Raw genomic sequence first — 16,208 nt, 5'->3', positions numbered from 1 at the left:
AACTGATTTTTCTTAGCCGTCCGAGCAGGACCTCTGACTTAGCTGATAGGTTTTGGGACTGACTGCAAACTTGCGCCGAAATGCGGTGCTAAACGCTTCCGGGCTTTTGTAGCCGATGGCACTGGCCACACCAGCGATCGTGAGTCTGGAATTGCTTAATAATTCCCTAGCTTGTTGCAGCCGATGGTTTTGAAGATAGTCAAATACGGTAGTGCCAAATAGCTGACGGAAGCCCCGATTAAGCTTGCGGTTATTTAGCCCGACCTGCCGAGCTAAGTCTGTCAGAGAGGGGGGTTGCGTTGCCTGCTGAATCAGAATTTCTTTAGCTTGGTGCAATTGTTCAATGTCTTGAGGGCAGAGTAAAATCGCTGGGGCAGACATGGCTCCCTCAGTCCAGAGGGCGAACTGGGCGGCAAAGAGTTCTAAGGCTTTACTTTCTAGATAAATCTGTTGCATCAGTCCGGTGTAAGGACAGTGCAAAATTTGCTGAAGCAGTTGCTTAATGGTTGGTGTTATTTCACCTAACGACTGATGAAACCGCTCGGTTCTATCGCCTTCCAGAAGCTTTTGTAATGATGGTGACACTGCGGCTTTACCTATATCAAACGTGCTGAAATAGCTGGGGTCAGCGCAAATGTACACAACCTGAACCGGGCCTGTAGACCATTCTTCAACTTCAGTGTGGTTGGGCAAGTGGTAAAGGTAATGATGGCCCTTGATTTCCTCGTAGTCGGGGGCAATATCAGTAGCATCTAGCGTTCGTATCCGAGATGCTCCGGATAGATAAAACTTAGCTACCAGAGGAAAGTTCGATTCATGCTGTGCGATATGTTGCACAGCATGCTTTAACTGAGCGTGACGAATGGTAAGTGTGAGTTTGTTGCGTAGTCGAAGGTTGAAATCGCCCCCTACGCCAATCTGCTCTGGCAAATTGATCCGAGCACCCAGGTCTAGCGGCTGTTGAATCTGATCACCCTGCTGCTGGGCCTGTAATTCCATCTCTCGGAAATCATCACACGTCAGCTTAATTGCCATACTTACGTTAGTTTGGACACGTTATAGGTAGTGATTCCTATTAGAGTAACGTAGCAGAAAAATTGGCTGTGCCGAGGTGTTTATCGTAGCTACCAACGTAAGCTATCGATCCCGATCAGCCACCTGAGTAGTGGTCCCTCTTAGTGTCGTTAGCTTTGAGGCAAAATACTGTTTAATTTAAGCAACCTGCACCAACCGGCTAATTCGATACTGTTTAGTTGAAGTTGGCTCTTCTCCGGAGTTGTAGGCCGTCATAATGGAACCACAGGTCTCAACCGTTGCTTCATAGGTTCCGGTACCCCCATCAGGGGCAACAAACTCTAGACGGACTCTGGCCCAGTCAGTCGTTGTGTTATTGGGATCTTGGTCCACCATCTGACCAGATCTCTGATATTGCAGCCACTCCCAACCCCGCTGCATCCAAATCTCACGTTCTACCATTTGTGTATATCGGTCCACACCCGACCAGCCTCGATAAAACCGACGTAGCTCACTGACCGACTGATTACGACAGATCAAAGTCTCTAGAATATCTTCTTCTAGATGTCCCCACACCTGTCCGGTGGGAAAATCTACTAGAGTAGGGGCAAACTGATGGCCACCAAAGTGAGAACAGCGCCATACTCGTAATTGACCGTTAGATGAAGCGGCGTAGTTGTCTCGTAGCTTTTTGTAGATGGGTTGACCAAAGCGAGCACAGGCAATGTCGATGTTGCCGTGGGTACAAATCATCATGTCGCGGATAGTATCAGCAGGCTGTCGGTAGGTTAAAAACTGCTGTAGGTTTTCCGGCTCATAGGTCAGTGCTTTGGCGAGCGCAGTAATCTGTGTGGTCGGTACTACAAATGTTTGTCTCTCAAATTGAGAAAAACGTTGGCTGGGGCGACGATAGTAGAACACATGGGAGCGTTCGGGAATAGAATAGTCCCGGTCAGGAGCAATGGCCATAGGGGATACTTGAATCCCCTTGGCAAATAGATCGTGAAATAAGTCGTGAATTGGCTTTAGTAACGGATCGCTATGGAATCGTTCTTCTGTCCAGGGCAGTGGTAGTTCCATGACTAACCAACTATCGGTATGGGTGGCGCTGCCGATGGGGTCTTCGCCATTTTCTTTAGAGACAACAGAACAAAATTTGCAGTCTGTGGTTAAATGAGCGGTCATAGGTTCTACCTAAGGGAGAAGGATTTGATAAGGTTCAAAAATTAATGCTGGAGAGACGTTTCATGGAACGTCTGTACGAGCCTAATTAATTTTGTTTTCTAAGGTTGTAGCTGGATTTGGAGTTCGTTTAGATAAAGCTCGGTGCCGATGGGGCCAGGTAGACCCAGACATAAATAGGCAGGGATAAAATAGACCCGTCCGGCTTTACTGGCGGTTAGGGACTGTGCGATCGCATTCTTCTCCCAAGCTTGTTTCAATGTTTGGGTTTGCTGCTGCTCAAATGCGGTCATATCGGTCAGACTAGATGTCTCCCAATCATAACCAAACAGTAGGATTGAATCAGCGTCATCCAGCTCTGGCAATGCTTCTATGGATATTTCAGCCACCGAGGTGGGGTCATCTGCTGCGACGTCTTCTAGATAAACGGGTTGAAACCCCAGGTCTTGCACCAAAGCGCCACAGCGACTATTCGTATGGCTAATCGTGTTGAATGCCTGCATATCCCCAGAGGTGAGCATGAGTACCTGGGGATGGTTTTTGACCACCGGGGCAAACTGGGCTTTGGCCTGCTCAATGCGAGTATTAGTTTCGGCTAGAAGTGCATCGGCGCGATCGCTCAGACCCAAGGCTTGCCCAATAGCACTTAGATTAGTATTGCCACCCACGATATTTAAGCTGAGTGTGGGTGCAATGGTCGTTAACTGCTCGTACTGAGTTGCCTCCAAGCCAGGGGCCAAAATTAGATCTGGTTGGGCTTTGACAATGGCTTCTATGGAGGGTTGGTAAGCTAACCCGACATTGACTGGCTGAGTGGTTACTTTGTTGCCTAAATAGGGGATTTGTTGGCTGGGGTTGTCGTAATCACCCTGGTGAAAGGCAATATGATCGCCATAGCCAGCGGGTTGTGCCCCTAGTGCTAGCACCTGTTCTAACAAATACGGACCCAGCACCACAATAGTTTGGGGCTGTCCGCAAATCTCGGTGTCGCCCATCTCATGTTGAACGGTGCGACAGTCTGTTGACTCAGCAGATGAGACTTCAGAGTTAGTTTCAGACTGGCTGTCTAGTTGCTGGGTGTTTGTCTGACACGCAACTAAAGCCCATGAAGTCAACGATATGACTATCAGCCGCTTGCCCCATGCAAAAAATCTCACGCGCTTTTGTTCCCTGACATCTAATGATTAGAATGGCATCTTGATTGAGTAAATACTGCCAGCTCATTAAAATGTTACTGACACTGAACCCACTACCGAAAAAGGAGCACCGGGGATATTACCAAAAGAACGGTTATCTGTGACTCTGATGTAGTTCACATCAAACAGATTATTGAAGTTTAGCCCAAAGCGCCAGTTATCTCGTTTGTAAAATAGAGCAGCGTTGGTGAGAAAGTAATCTTCTACTTCAAAGGTATTGGCCAGATCACCCTCGCGATTGCCCACATAGTTGACCCCCAAGCCAACGCCTAATCCCTGCAGATCGCCCTGCTGGATTTCGTAGGTGCTCCAAAGTCCGGCACTGTGGTACGGCGCGTTGGGTAATCGGTTGCCGACTGGGTTGGTGTTGTCTTCTGTGATTTTGGCATCGATATAGGCGTAGTTAGCAATGATGTTCAACCCTGGTAAAATCTCTCCAACAATGTCTAGCTCAACGCCCTGACTGCGCTGTTCCCCCGTTGCCGTTGTGAATAAAGCGTTATTGGGGTCCGCCGTTGATATGTTTTGCTTAGTGATGTCAAAGTAGGCCAGGGTGGCGAGCAGATTGCCCTCCAAAAGTTCAGTCTTGATTCCGACCTCGTATCCTTCTGAGCGTTCTGGTTCCAGGCGCTCACCATTCACAGTGCGACCAAAGTTAGGCTCAAAAGCTTGAGCATAGTTGGCGTAAAACGATAGGGCCTCAGTGGGTTGGTAAACGAGCCCAATTCTAGGGCTCCACGCTTTATCGTAACGGTTGTTGTTAGGTGTTTCTAAATCCCGAAAGTCAACGCTATCGTACCGTAGGCTACCAACTAAAATAAGTTGCTCACTAAAGGTGATTTGATCTTGCAAAAAGACACCATATCGATCGACGTTTTGATCACTGGTTGAAAGCGGCACCACATTACTTAAATCCGATCGGGGCGTCCCATAAACAGGGTTAAAGATATTTAATATGACGGGATTAGAAAAGTCTGCTCGGGTAAACGGTTCATCAAAGCGATTGAAGTTGGCATCGACTCCAGCCACCAAAGTGTGTTGAATAGAGCCAGTGTTAAAGTCGCCTACTACATTGGTTTGAATCGTATAGTCATCAGTGTCATAGTCTCGATCTGCAAAAAAGCGGGTAACGTTTCCAGTCGTTTCATCAAACCCTAACGGCAGGGTTGAAAGCACGCTGTAATCCTGGGTGACATAGCGAAAGCCGTTGTTAAGCACCCAGTTGTCGCTAAATCGATGGGTGAGATCATAGCCCAGGGTAAGAGACTCGCTGCGGATGCGATCATTGGGCGCGTTCTGAATGCGATCGCGGGGCACATCGACGACGTCCGTGCCGATGACGGGAAATCCAACATCAAACGGAATCTCTTCATCAAGGTACTCCAACAGTAGGGTGAAATTGGTGCGCTCATTAATATCCCAGCTTAGAACTGGGGCAATAAAAAAGCGCTCCGTCTCTGTTTCAAACCCACGAAAGCCATCTTCTCTCTGATACGACGCATTTAGGCGATATCCTAGGGCTCCATCTTGGGTTAGTGGCCCCGTGAGATCAATGCTGGGGCGAATTAGCCCCTCGCTCCCCCCTTGAATTTCTAGTTCATAGAACGGATTGGGCAGGGGACGCTTGGTGACAAGGTTAATAATACCGCCCGGATCGTTTTGACCATACAGGACTGAAGCGGGACCTTTGATGACTTCAATGCGCTCAACGTTAGTAATGTTTTGGCTACTAAGGTTGTCATTAATCCGAAAGCCATCTCGCAAAATTGGAAGATTGGTAAATGAGTTGGCAGTAAAGCCTCGTAGGGTAAGGGCGGCGTTGTTAGAAAAGGAATCCAACTGCCCGGCCACGCCGCTGACATTACGCAGGGCATCGTCGACCCGTAGAATTTGCTGATCTTCCAGGACCTGTTGCGGTACCACTTGAATCGCCTGGGGGATATCCAACACCCGCGTATTAGTGCGGGTGGCACTGTTGGCAGTAGGCACTAAATAATCGTCGTCTGTATCTTCTCCAGTGACGACAATCCGCAGTGAGTCATTTTCTGGAGTTTGGGCTGATTGAGCCGTGGGGGTGCCTGGGGTTACGATCTCAGCCGTCAGTCCAGAAACCCCAATACTGAGATCAACCACAGGCGGTGCATCTAGTCCTGTAATGGCAATGCGTACTTGATTATTAGATAGCGCCGTCACACTGACTAGAGTGATTCCATTGCTGGGATCACTGACGATAAAGTCTTCTCCACTAGACAACACTGTATTGGAGATGTCGGCAAATAGCGTGTTGTCGATAGTATAGGTTTCGGGATCCGCCAGTTCATCGCTGGTTTCGAGCTGTAGTGTTAGACCTTCAGTTACTTCATTAATCTGAATATTGGTAATCTCGACTACACCTGTCTGGGCCATCTGTATCGTCTGCCCTGATAGAATGCTCTCCGCTGTTCCAGGCTGTGCGGCTAATGCGATCGCACCTGCTGTTAGCAATGCCCCATAAACTAATTTCATCACGCTCTACTCACCCACATATCCGTTGCCCTAACTATTGAAATTAATTCTTATTAGTTAGGTGACAGCATGATAGGAGCTAAAAGCGATCTCCACCTTTGCGAGCCGGAAAAATTTCTTTGTGAGCCGGAAAAATTACTTATCGTCGATGTTGTAATTGATACGCCTTTGGGTTAATAGCAAACTGACGTCGAAACGCTGTGCTAAACGCTTCCGGGTTACGGTACCCTACCTGACGAGCCACCTGAGCAATGGTCATATAAGGAGACTGCAGTAGCGTTTGCGCCTGCTGCATCCGGCAGTTCCGCAGGTAGCCAAACACCGTGGTCCCAAACAGCTGACGAAACCCACGCTTGAGAGTACATTCATTTAACCCTGCCTGACGGGCCAGGTCTGTCAGGGAGAGCGGATCGCACAGCCGCTTTACCAAAATCTCCCGAGCGTACTGCACTCGCTCTAAATCACTGGCTTTTAACTCGCGGGACTTGGGGGCAGGCACGTCCTCTTCCAAACAGGCAAACTGCTGAGCCAATAGTTCCAGCGCCTTACTTTCTAGATATAAATGCTGAGCTGAGCCTTGATAAGGACAATGGATAATTTGCTGCAGCACCTGGGCCATAGCCGGAGTGATTTTGCCCAAAGATTGATGAAATCGGTTTGTATCCCGCATTATGTGCGCTAAAGGACGGGGCAATGCATCACCCGTGACACTAAATCCCCTAAAGTACTCTACACAGGCACTAATCGTCACCATCTGAATTGGCCGATCTGACGGCCATTCTTCGGTTTCTGTGAGGTCAGGTAAATGATAGAGATAGCTGTGTCCGGCGAGTTCTTCATAGTCTGCTTTCACCCCTGGCACATGGGGTGTTTTCACTCTAGAGCCCCCAGATAGGTGAAAGTTTGCGACGATTGGAAACCTATGCTCATGCCGCTTGTTAAGCGCTAGGGATTGGTGAAAATGAATGTTACGAGTTTCAAGAATCAATCCTCCTCGTAACTTAACGATACAGCTGTCTCCTTGGCCTATTTGTTGAGGCATGTTGAGCTGATAGCCCAGATCGGTCGGCTTATAGATCGGTTCACCCTGCTCGTTGGCCTCCACCATCAGGTCATGTAGGTCGATATCGGTCAGCTCAAGTGCCATGCTATCCTAAAAGGATTGATTCCTATTAGGATAGCAGGACGTCCCTGCTTGAGCCTGTGGAATCAAACGCCATGAGCGTTTGGTCAAAATGTGTAAGCAACAGACGCTCTGACCGTCAGCGGATCGCCAGGCATCACCTGTCTAAAATTAAACCCATCGACGGATTCAATGTAGTTTATGTCAAAGAGATTATCGATATTTAACCCTAGTCGCCAATTGTCTTGGCGATAGAATACCGCCGCATTGGTCGTGAAATAGCTATCGGCTGCAAAGTTATTGGCTAAATCTCCCTGGCGTTCATCGACAAAGTTAAAGCCCAGACCAAATCCCAATCCTTCTAAATCGCCTGACTGAATCTGATAGGTCGTCCACAGGCTGGCGCTATGCTCTGGAATGCCGATCAAGCGGTTGCCCACAATATCAGTTGTATCTTCTGTGATTTCAGCGTCAATGTAGGCGTAGGAGGCAACAATATTCCAACCCGGTAAAATCTCACCAGTTATGTCAAAGTCAATGCCTCGACTCCGCTGTTTTCCTGTAGAGATAAAGGCAAATGCTACATCCGGATCGGCTACTAACACATTGCTTTTGGTGATATTAAAATAGGCAAGTGTGGCCGCTAACCTATTTTCAATCAGTTCTGCCCTCACACCCATTTCAAAGCCTTCACCTTCTTGAGAGTCAAATGCCTGACCTTGGGCATCGGTACCGGTATTGGGGTTAAACGCCTGGGCATAGTTGGCATAGAGAGAAACTGGCTCTATTGGCTGATAGACAATACCAATGCGAGGGGTAATGGCATCGTCAAACTGGTCAGTTTCTATGTCGGTCAAGACATTCGTTGTCTCTTGGTCAACGGTGTCGTAGCGCAATCCGGCAGCCAGGATAAGATTGTCTAACAGGTCAATTTGATCCTGCACATAAATGCCTAGGCGATTGGTTTTAATATCACTGCCAAAGGCAATGGGAATACTCTCGGAGTCCGGCTCTGGCGTACTGTAGTCTGGGTTGAAAACATCGAGAAACGTTGTAAATTCAGGCGTTGGCGAAAATCGGGTGATACTCAACCCTTCGGTACGGGAGACATCAACGCCAAACAGCAGGGTATGCTCAACAGAGCCAGTGTTAAACTCGCCTTGCAGGTTGGTATAGAGGGCGTAAACATCGTCGTCACTATCGCGATCGACAAATCCTCGACTCAGCGTACCGGTAGTGTCGTCAAAAAAGAAGGGTAGGTCAATGACGCTATAGTCAAATTCATCGGAAATAAAGCTAAACCGATTGCGTAACTGCCAGTTGTCGCTAAAGCGATGTTCAAATGTGTAGCCTAGGCTTAGGTACTCTTTGGCGATGGTATCATCGGGATTGTTGGTCACTCGGTCATCCGGGATAATGGTATCTCCATCTCCTGATAGCACCGTGCCAAAATCAGCCGGATCTTTGTCGTCAATGTACTCCAGATTGAGGCTGAGGTCGGTGCGATCGCTAATGGCCCAGCTCACTGTGGGTGCAACAAAGAAACGATCAAAATTGCTGTCATAGTCACGAACGCTATCTTCATGACGGTAAAGGGCATTTAAGCGATAGAGCACACGACCGTCTTCGCTCAGGGGGCCTGAGAGATCAACACTCGGGCTAATCTCTCGATTGCCGCCCTGCAGCTGTAGATTGTAATAAGGTTCCGACAGCGGTTGCTTGGAGACTAGATTAATCAAACCACCTGGTTCTGCTTGACCATATAAAACAGAGGCAGGTCCTTTGAGCACTTCAACCCGCTCTAAATTCGCGACTTCTGGTGTGGTTGCCCCCCCACTACCAGCGAATCCCAGTAGCCGAAACCCATCTCGCAACAAGGGCGCATCATCAAAGCCACGCACGGCAAAATTAAGGCCCTGGCTGTCAACATTACCTAAAAAGGTGACACTGGCTGCGTTATTGAGTACGTCCTCAATGCTGGTGGCCTGCTGGTCTTCGATCACCTGGCGCGGGATCACCTGGGGGGATCACATAGGTGTTGTGCCAAAATTGCCTGGGCGCATTGCACCCGTTCTACATCGCTGGGTTTCAATGTGATGGGTTTTGGTGTAGCCGCGTTTGCTTCCAGCTGAGCTATCTGCAGGGAAAATAGCTCCATGGCTTTACTTTCCAGGTACAGCTGCTGGGCCGAACCTTGATAGGGGCAGTAAAGAATTTGCTGCAAAACCTGGGTCATGGCCGGGGTGGTTTTTCCCAGTGATTGGTGAAATCGTTGGGTATCCTGCAGCATCTGCTGTATTGGCCGGGGCAAGCCGTCTCCTGCTAGGGTGAGTCCCTGGAAATAGTCCATACTGGCACTGACCATCACCATCTGAATCGGTTGATTTGAGCACCATTCTTCGGTTTCAGTTAAATCGGGTAAATGATAGAGATAGTTATGTCCGGCGATTTCTTCATAGTCTGCTGCAATCCCCGGCACCTGAGGCGTCTTGACTCTAGAGCCACCTGCTAAGTAGAACTTGGCGGTAATGGGGAAAGAATCGCCATGGGATCTTTTGAGTGCCATGGGTTGCTGCAATTGCGCCTTACGAATTTCAATTGTCAACCCTCCCCTTAACTCCAGAATGCAATTGTTTCCTTGACCGATTTGCGGTGGTAGCTGAACCTGATGGCCGAGAGCCAGCGGTTGATAAATGTGCCCATCTTGTTCATGGGCGTGCATCATCAGATTAAAAAAGTCGGTCTCGGTTAGCTCAAGGGCCATGCTTGCTCAAAAATCAATTAGGCTACTTTATACGCTGTGCATACTGGGATATACTGAGAGCTTGCTGCTCAACTGCTTGCTGTACAGAGGTCCGTCTAGATTGATTTACCCATTCACTCAGCGTGATCTTGGGGCGATAGGAGTAGCTACTTTTAACAAGCTGCTTAGCGACTGGTCGTGATGCTTTTGCAATTGCTGGCAATAACTTTGGCCCTAATAACACCACACCCAGGCCCAGCAAAGATAGCTGATTGCCGGCATGTCCATCTTCTAAAAGTTCGCGAAAGTGAAAGGTAATGACTGACTTTTCTAAATGAATAAGAGACATAAAATTCACCTTGACCGCTCTTGACTGATTGCTTTTAGATGACGACGGGCCCGAATTGAAATGCCGCTGCTGATTTAGCTGATTTATAGGATCAATCTCTCTATCTAAGAGTAAATGCTCTTGGATAGAACTCTTAGGATTAAATCCCGTTGCTAATCAGCAACATCAGGTTAGTTAATGACTAAAATTCTCAACTAGATACCCTGCTTTTAGTTGTACTCCATATCGGTTAAAACCGATGTAAATTTCTCTAACTCGCCATTGACTGAGGATTGAGCTGATGATGCAATAGGAGCCTAAGGCTATTTAATCCAGCGGCGATGGCCGACCCATTATGAATTCCAGTTGCAATTGGGGTGACGCGATGAAGTGCGCATGCCAAATAGCCAACCACTAGTCAAGGCTAATCCAACTGCCAGACTTGGTTATGGCATTGATGCCATATTTCTCATTGATAAAGGGTACTTGTTAGGTCTTCATGTGTGTTGTTATTGTTAGGATTGTTTGTAAACCATTGTTGTTTACATCTGTTGTTTTGACTGCAGCATCTATATAAGAGCCACAACGTTTAGCCAAAAATTGCAACAAAAGTTGTATATAGAGGTTTCCGGCTGGGATGAATACATTCTGGTGGCGTAAGTGAATATCGAACTGAGTTAATGAGTAATCTTAGATTGTTTTCTAGAAACATACGTTGCCATTTCCCCTAAGGCAAAGTCTTTACAGTCTCTAGCTCTTTTTGTCAGCGCATCATGGGGATTCACCGCACAGGCTAACTCTTTACAACCAGTATAATAAAGACAATGACCGCAGGGAGTCGTCTTCAGCTGATAAGCACGCCATAGCCAGTGGGCTATGTGCATGGCAGTATTGACGGTAAACCAGACCATAATGCCGAGTAGAAATAACGGTCCTAGCACAATTGCAATAAGTAGAAATGTAGTGGAGATCAGTTCATGTTCCATAGTCGAGAAAAAATCAGCTTCTGATTTTTTTTGCAATCAATTCATCTAGCGACCACTGTCCTGGACCATTGACTAAAAAGAACGTATAGAACGTTGCATATAATGATGCTGTTTCTAATGGAGTGACCTTCAGCCCGTTACCTTTAATATGAAAAAATATGGCAACCCCCATTGTTGCTAAAAGCGCCAAAGCGTTAGGGCGTGACAGCAGGCCTAACATAATCAGCACAGCACTAACCACCTCAATGTAGGCGGCACAATAGGTAAAAAATACCGGATAGGGCAGACCAATATAGCTGACAACATTATCGGCAAATCCTTGAATATCAGCGAGTTTGTCTAGACCGTTATGAATCATTAATCCCCCAGCAGCAAGTCTGGCAACGAGCCAGAAGACTTGAAATAAACTACTGTTAGAAGTATTTGATGCCAACAATACTTGAAGCAGCGATGGGACTGTGGATACTTTTGGAGTTGCCTGAGGAGAAGCCATAAAACTATAGGGTAAGAGTGCTGGCAGGAGAACACAATTCTATTATTGTATTATTGCAATATTTTCTCAATAGTCAAGCCTTGGATTAAAAATTACTAGCCTGTTCATAGCTTGCCTGTCCACAGTGCGCTAGTAGATTATGGTCAGCGGCAGTGGTGGAGAGTGATTTATGATTAGCTGTGCCGCACCACTATTGACTTGCGGATGAATTTACACGTGCCGCAGACGACGACGGGTTAAATAGTCCCCGCGGATACCGAACTCAAAAATAGGTCACTTCAGCGGGAGTGCGCTAATATTATTGAGAATTTATGCTATTAAGCAGAGATAACGCTCATGAGTTCATGTCCTTGTTGCTCTGGAAATTTACTGCGTCATGTTCGTGCGGCGGGTATCTATTGGATGTGTTTACGATGTCGCCAGGAAATGCCTCTAATCAATGGTGTGGAGTTTCCTCAACACTATCGGAATAAAACGACATATGTTGTTGAACGCTCCTAAAGCTAGAGCCCTATTATTCGTCAAACCAGGATTGAATGCTGTAGTCAGCAATTTAGATGTATTAGGATTAATTCTCAATAAAGCATGTATAATTGCATCAGTGATAGTTAAGTTTTGATTGCTATTTATAGTCAAAGGTTTCAGATAGGGCGCATGCTAGATGAGACTTTTGGTTCTTCAGAATTTATCTATTACATTCACTCGATTATCCATGGTTGAAATAGACTTTTTATTTCAACCATGGATTTTTTAGTCGCTGCTAGCGATGTTATCGATTTTGAAATCAACTAATGGAGTGTAAAGTTAACGTTGGCAGACTACTCGCCATTGTAAGCGTCTCCTAAGCGGAGTCGAAGAGGGGGCTGGCTGGGAAAGAATGAGAATAGTTATTGATATTAAGAGGGTTTGCCATCATTTTCAACAGCTGGAGTTTATTGAGCGCTCTGTTTTATGAGCTATCTCATAGAACAAACTAGGATTCTTTGACAAACTCAAACTATTGTCATCAGGTAACGGTTATGGCTCAGATTAACCTTAAAACCGCCCCAGGGCATCAGGTCTTAGCAGCAGCTGGTAAGCAAGCCCTGCGTCCAGGAGGATATACGGCTACTGAACAACTCTTTGCCTGGGCTGACTTTAAGCCCGGTGAAACCATCCTGGAATTAGCCGCCAGCTTTGGTTACAGTGCAATTTCCCTGGCTCAGCGCTATGGAGTGCGGGTGGTGGGGATTGAGAAAAACCCAGACAGCGTAGCTCGCGCCCAAGCAAAGGTGGTAGCAGCTGGTTTGCAGGGCCAGGTCAGCATTATGGAAGGGGATATTTTTCACCTGGAACAGGTTACAGAACAGTTTGATTATGTGCTAGCAGAGGCTATTTTGACCATGCAGTCGGCTGGGGGCAAGGCCAAAATTTTGGCGGGTATTTGCGATCGCCTCAAAGCCAACGGCCAATTTCTCAGTCAGGAACTGCGGGTAAGCGGTACCGCTACTGATGCCATCCATCGGGATCTGTCAACTACTATTCGGGTTAATGCGTCCCCCTTATCTACAGAAGGTTGGATTACTGCTTGTCAAACGGCAGGGCTGACTGTGGAAAAATATGACACTGGTCCCATGACACTGCTGAGCCCTCGCCAGATTGCCCAGGAAGAAGGATTAGCCACACTGCTAACCATTGGTTGGAATATGCTCACCCGTCCGGTTCTCCGTCAGCGCATTCTCTCCATGCGAGAAACCTTTATCCGTCACAGCAGTGACTTGGGCTATGTCGTGCTTTGCGCCAGAAAGGAGGGGTAAACCATGTCCATTACTCTGATTTCCGCTGATACCGCTTTTGTTCAACTTAAAGACCATTTTGAATATCCTGAGTCGGGGATACTCAGCAAGGTGCTTTGGAAAAATGAGCTATGCCAGTACAGTTTGTTTTGCCTGGCAGCGGATACTGAAATTTCAGAACACACTGCTACGCGCAATGCCACGGTTCAAGTATTAGAGGGGACAGGATCGTTAACGTTAAACGGTGAGACCATTCCGCTAGCACCAGGTGTGTTTATCTTCATGACGGCTAACGCACCCCATGCTCTAGAGGCCTCTTCCAATCTCGCGTTTATGCTCACATTGTCTGCTGTAGGTTAGTACTATGAAAACTCTCTCAACAGAATCTCCCATTCATAATAAACAACAGTGATATCGTTCTACAGTATCCCCAGGGCATGGCGTATATGTCATGCTGGGAGTGTTTTTTTGACCAGTGTGTCGGGATGGTAACGGCAGCAACATGCTCACAAAGATTCTGGAAGATTTCCTGGCTAAATATCGATATTCAGTAATGCATCTGACAACGTTTCAGGATAATCTTGCTAAGTGTTTACATGAGCGACTAGAATTCACAGTGTATGAGCAGTGCGGGGCCACTATTAAAATAGAAAAATAGCCCGACGACGTGTTGCACCGGAGTCGATAAGCGACATTGGTGAGCTTTAGCCTTATGCTTATGAGGGGGAAGAATGAAATTGTTTAAAAAAAACAGTCAGCTAACGAAATCACACTGAAATGTGAGGATCTCCATTGTCAGATGTGCGTTCCAACAGTAAAACAGGCTTTACAACAGATAGATGGCGTTTTAAACATAAGAGTACATTTTGGTAAAAACAACGATTACTGTTTCGATTGATGAAAAAGCAGCGATAACCAGTGATGTACTGATAGATGCTCTAAAACCGACTGGTTACAGAGCTACTGCTCTTTAAGCTAAAACACGCTGGGAAAGTGTTAAGTGATTGGACTTTCTAGTTAAACTTTATCCACGTCCAGACCAGGAGTGTTTCCGTAGAAAAATCTACAGATTTCAACGCAGGAAAGCTACAAATAGTTAAGTTACGGCTGCTACCGGAAAGGAAACGTTAACCTCTCGTTTATTTCTAATCCCTTGTGCTATCGTCGAGATAAAGGCTCATGAAGCAATCCTCTGATGATTAGGCGTTTGGCACTTAGTTTGGGACTACTCGTTAGTATCTGGTCAGCCGGTACTACCTTCGCCAATGCTGCTGAGCTGGATGTTGTTGACTCTGCCACATTGGGTACTCACCGTAATTTACCCTGGTCGGAGCCGGTGCAAATTGACGATCCGTTTGAGGGTAGCTTTATTGGGGTATTTGACCGGCATTCCTTTAGTGATCGCTTTTTGAATACAACCGCTCGCATTGAGGTGCAAAGCCTTTGGAGTCGTGATTTTATTCGAGTGCTGTCGATTATTCGAGATCGCGACTGTTTAAGCGGGTCATTTCGGGTCTCTCCAGATTTGAGTTGTTCAGAATTCAGTAACGCCAGAAACATCATCCAACTGTTCATCAAAGTTGATGACAGTGTATTTGAGATTTCTGGACAAAATAATACGTTCCCAGTCGATAATGAGTTAGCTCAAGCCCTACAAAACGCACCAGAGACAACAATTGATATCCGACTGGTTGCAGAAAGTGGAGAAGCGATTGACAGTAAGATTGGAGAAAGCACTGTTAACGCTTGGAAAACGGTATACACTTCCCAAACTACATTGGCGGGTGAATAAATCTAATTTTCAACAGTTTAAACGCCGTTGCTGCCTTCAGGATGGTTACTATATCTATTTAATACATGGGTGGAATACTTTTAATTGAGTAGTACTTCCCCTAGACCAGCAACGGCGTTCAGTCGGACGAGCCCTTTGAGGTATTTGGGCTAGGCCAACCTATTAGAAAAAACCACGTCAATCGTTGCTATTTATTGTGTTGTTGAAAAGGCTAACTCGCCATTATGGATAAAACAGGCTTTATTAAAGAGTCGAAGCTCCAATGGATTGGGCAGTCGAACGTGCTCAAGACCTGGACAATGTTCGGCTAATGGATTGAAAGAGCGATCGATCTGCGAGAGAAACACCATGATTAGACCACGTTGACTTGCAAATATTCTCAGCGCACGGACTTGCCCCATAAGCTCAGGATTTTTCCGCTTTTGATCTAACAGCTGTAGATAATCGATAACCACTACCGTACCAGCAGGAAAATTGGCGAGTTGGTCCATAATGTATTCGGCACTAATGTTGTCTGATGTGTCAAACTCAAAAGAATCGCGAAAGACTGTTGGGTCTTCTCCAATTCCTTGGAATAAATCGAGAATGTTAGTCAGGCTATACTCCAGCGAAAAGAAAACGCCCTGACGACCTGACTTCATGGCTTCAACCGTGAGTTCGAGACTCAATTGTGTTTTGCCATGACCGGGACGTGCTCCCAAAAGTATCAGGTCGCCAGGGGAAAATTGTGCCAGTAACGTTTTTGCTGGTGAAGCGGCAGACATGTGAGCTGCCAGTAGACTCCAGCTAGAAAAGCCTTCTTTGGCAGCAATGTTGTCCAGTGCTTTATGTAGTGGGATGCCTTCTTTACGCGACAGAATTCTGGCTTGGCGTTTTAGGCGATAAATAGGTGCAGACAGTTTCATTAAAAACTTTCCATTGCGATCGCATATCACAATCCCTCCTTATGGGCACCTCTATTTATTAGGCTTCTGAAAAATCGAGTCTCATCTGAGACTGTTATCCTCCCCTTTTTTTAGATGTTGAAGGGTTCCAAACGGACAAAATCTGTTCATGGGGGCTGTTTTAGAG

General features: G+C 46.7%; 15 protein-coding genes. 4 read left to right on the top strand and 11 right to left on the bottom strand.

All coding sequences use genetic code 11. The features are described from left to right. Positions 1-12: 12 nt before the first annotated feature. From QGP82_RS21085 to QGP82_RS21040, 10 genes are all read right to left on the bottom strand, one after another. A complete protein-coding gene (locus QGP82_RS21085; protein WP_499060897.1) occupies positions 13-1,035 on the bottom strand; it encodes a helix-turn-helix transcriptional regulator in 1,023 nt (340 codons plus the stop codon). Positions 1,036-1,212: 177 nt separating this feature from the next. After that, on the bottom strand, positions 1,213-2,199 hold the full coding sequence (locus QGP82_RS21080; RefSeq protein ID WP_499060896.1) for a ferredoxin family protein: 987 nt from the start codon (positions 2,197-2,199) through the stop codon (positions 1,213-1,215). A 98-nt stretch (positions 2,200-2,297) separates the two neighbouring features. Continuing rightward, positions 2,298-3,311, bottom strand: a complete 1,014-nt coding sequence (locus tag QGP82_RS21075) for an ABC transporter substrate-binding protein (RefSeq protein WP_499060895.1) — start codon at positions 3,309-3,311, stop codon at positions 2,298-2,300. A gap of 108 nt (positions 3,312-3,419) precedes the next feature. Next, positions 3,420-5,897 (bottom strand): TonB-dependent siderophore receptor, encoded by a 2,478-nt coding sequence (locus tag QGP82_RS21070; RefSeq protein WP_499060894.1) that lies wholly within the window; start codon positions 5,895-5,897, stop codon positions 3,420-3,422. 139 nt (positions 5,898-6,036) lie between these two features. After that, positions 6,037-7,044, bottom strand: a complete 1,008-nt coding sequence (locus QGP82_RS21065) for a helix-turn-helix transcriptional regulator (protein WP_499060893.1) — start codon at positions 7,042-7,044, stop codon at positions 6,037-6,039. 83 nt (positions 7,045-7,127) lie between these two features. Next, positions 7,128-9,038, bottom strand: coding sequence for a TonB-dependent siderophore receptor (locus QGP82_RS21060; RefSeq protein WP_499060892.1), 1,911 nt, complete (start codon positions 9,036-9,038; stop codon positions 7,128-7,130). Continuing rightward, positions 9,035-9,784: an AraC family transcriptional regulator gene (locus QGP82_RS21055; RefSeq protein ID WP_499060891.1), complete on the bottom strand. Its 750-nt coding sequence runs from the start codon at positions 9,782-9,784 to the stop codon at positions 9,035-9,037. The genes QGP82_RS21060 and QGP82_RS21055 overlap by 4 nt, the downstream gene beginning before the upstream one ends. Before the next feature lie 22 nt (positions 9,785-9,806). Next, positions 9,807-10,112 carry a hypothetical protein gene (locus QGP82_RS21050; protein WP_499060890.1) on the bottom strand — a complete coding sequence of 102 codons (306 nt, stop codon included), beginning with the start codon at positions 10,110-10,112 and terminating at the stop codon, positions 9,807-9,809. 656 nt (positions 10,113-10,768) lie between these two features. Beyond that, positions 10,769-11,077: a hypothetical protein gene (locus QGP82_RS21045; RefSeq protein WP_499060889.1), complete on the bottom strand. Its 309-nt coding sequence runs from the start codon at positions 11,075-11,077 to the stop codon at positions 10,769-10,771. A gap of 13 nt (positions 11,078-11,090) precedes the next feature. Next, a complete protein-coding gene (locus QGP82_RS21040; RefSeq protein WP_499060888.1) occupies positions 11,091-11,570 on the bottom strand; it encodes a DoxX family protein in 480 nt (159 codons plus the stop codon). 1,019 nt (positions 11,571-12,589) lie between these two features. On the opposite strand from QGP82_RS21040, the gene QGP82_RS21035 reads away from it, so the two are divergent. The 4 genes from QGP82_RS21035 (at position 12,590) to QGP82_RS21020 (ending at position 15,137) form a co-directional block, all read left to right on the top strand. Further along, positions 12,590-13,366: an SAM-dependent methyltransferase gene (locus QGP82_RS21035; protein WP_499060887.1), complete on the top strand. Its 777-nt coding sequence runs from the start codon at positions 12,590-12,592 to the stop codon at positions 13,364-13,366. Between the two features lie 3 nt (positions 13,367-13,369). After that, positions 13,370-13,705, top strand: a complete 336-nt coding sequence (locus QGP82_RS21030) for a cupin domain-containing protein (protein WP_499060886.1) — start codon at positions 13,370-13,372, stop codon at positions 13,703-13,705. A 406-nt stretch (positions 13,706-14,111) separates the two neighbouring features. After that, complete coding sequence (locus QGP82_RS21025) at positions 14,112-14,243, top strand: heavy-metal-associated domain-containing protein (protein ID WP_499060929.1); 132 nt, start codon at positions 14,112-14,114, stop codon at positions 14,241-14,243. 297 nt (positions 14,244-14,540) lie between these two features. Then, on the top strand, positions 14,541-15,137 hold the full coding sequence (locus QGP82_RS21020; RefSeq protein ID WP_499060885.1) for a hypothetical protein: 597 nt from the start codon (positions 14,541-14,543) through the stop codon (positions 15,135-15,137). 191 nt (positions 15,138-15,328) lie between these two features. On the opposite strand, the gene QGP82_RS21015 is transcribed toward QGP82_RS21020, so the two are convergent. After that, positions 15,329-16,042 (bottom strand): DNA helicase, encoded by a 714-nt coding sequence (locus QGP82_RS21015; protein ID WP_499060884.1) that lies wholly within the window; start codon positions 16,040-16,042, stop codon positions 15,329-15,331. Positions 16,043-16,208 lie beyond the last annotated feature (166 nt).

The organism is Leptothoe sp. LEGE 181152, assembly GCF_032906605.1.
Classification (GTDB): domain Bacteria; phylum Cyanobacteriota; class Cyanobacteriia; order Phormidesmidales; family Phormidesmidaceae; genus Leptothoe; species Leptothoe turfae.
This window is presented reverse-complemented; position numbering and strand designations above follow the sequence as displayed.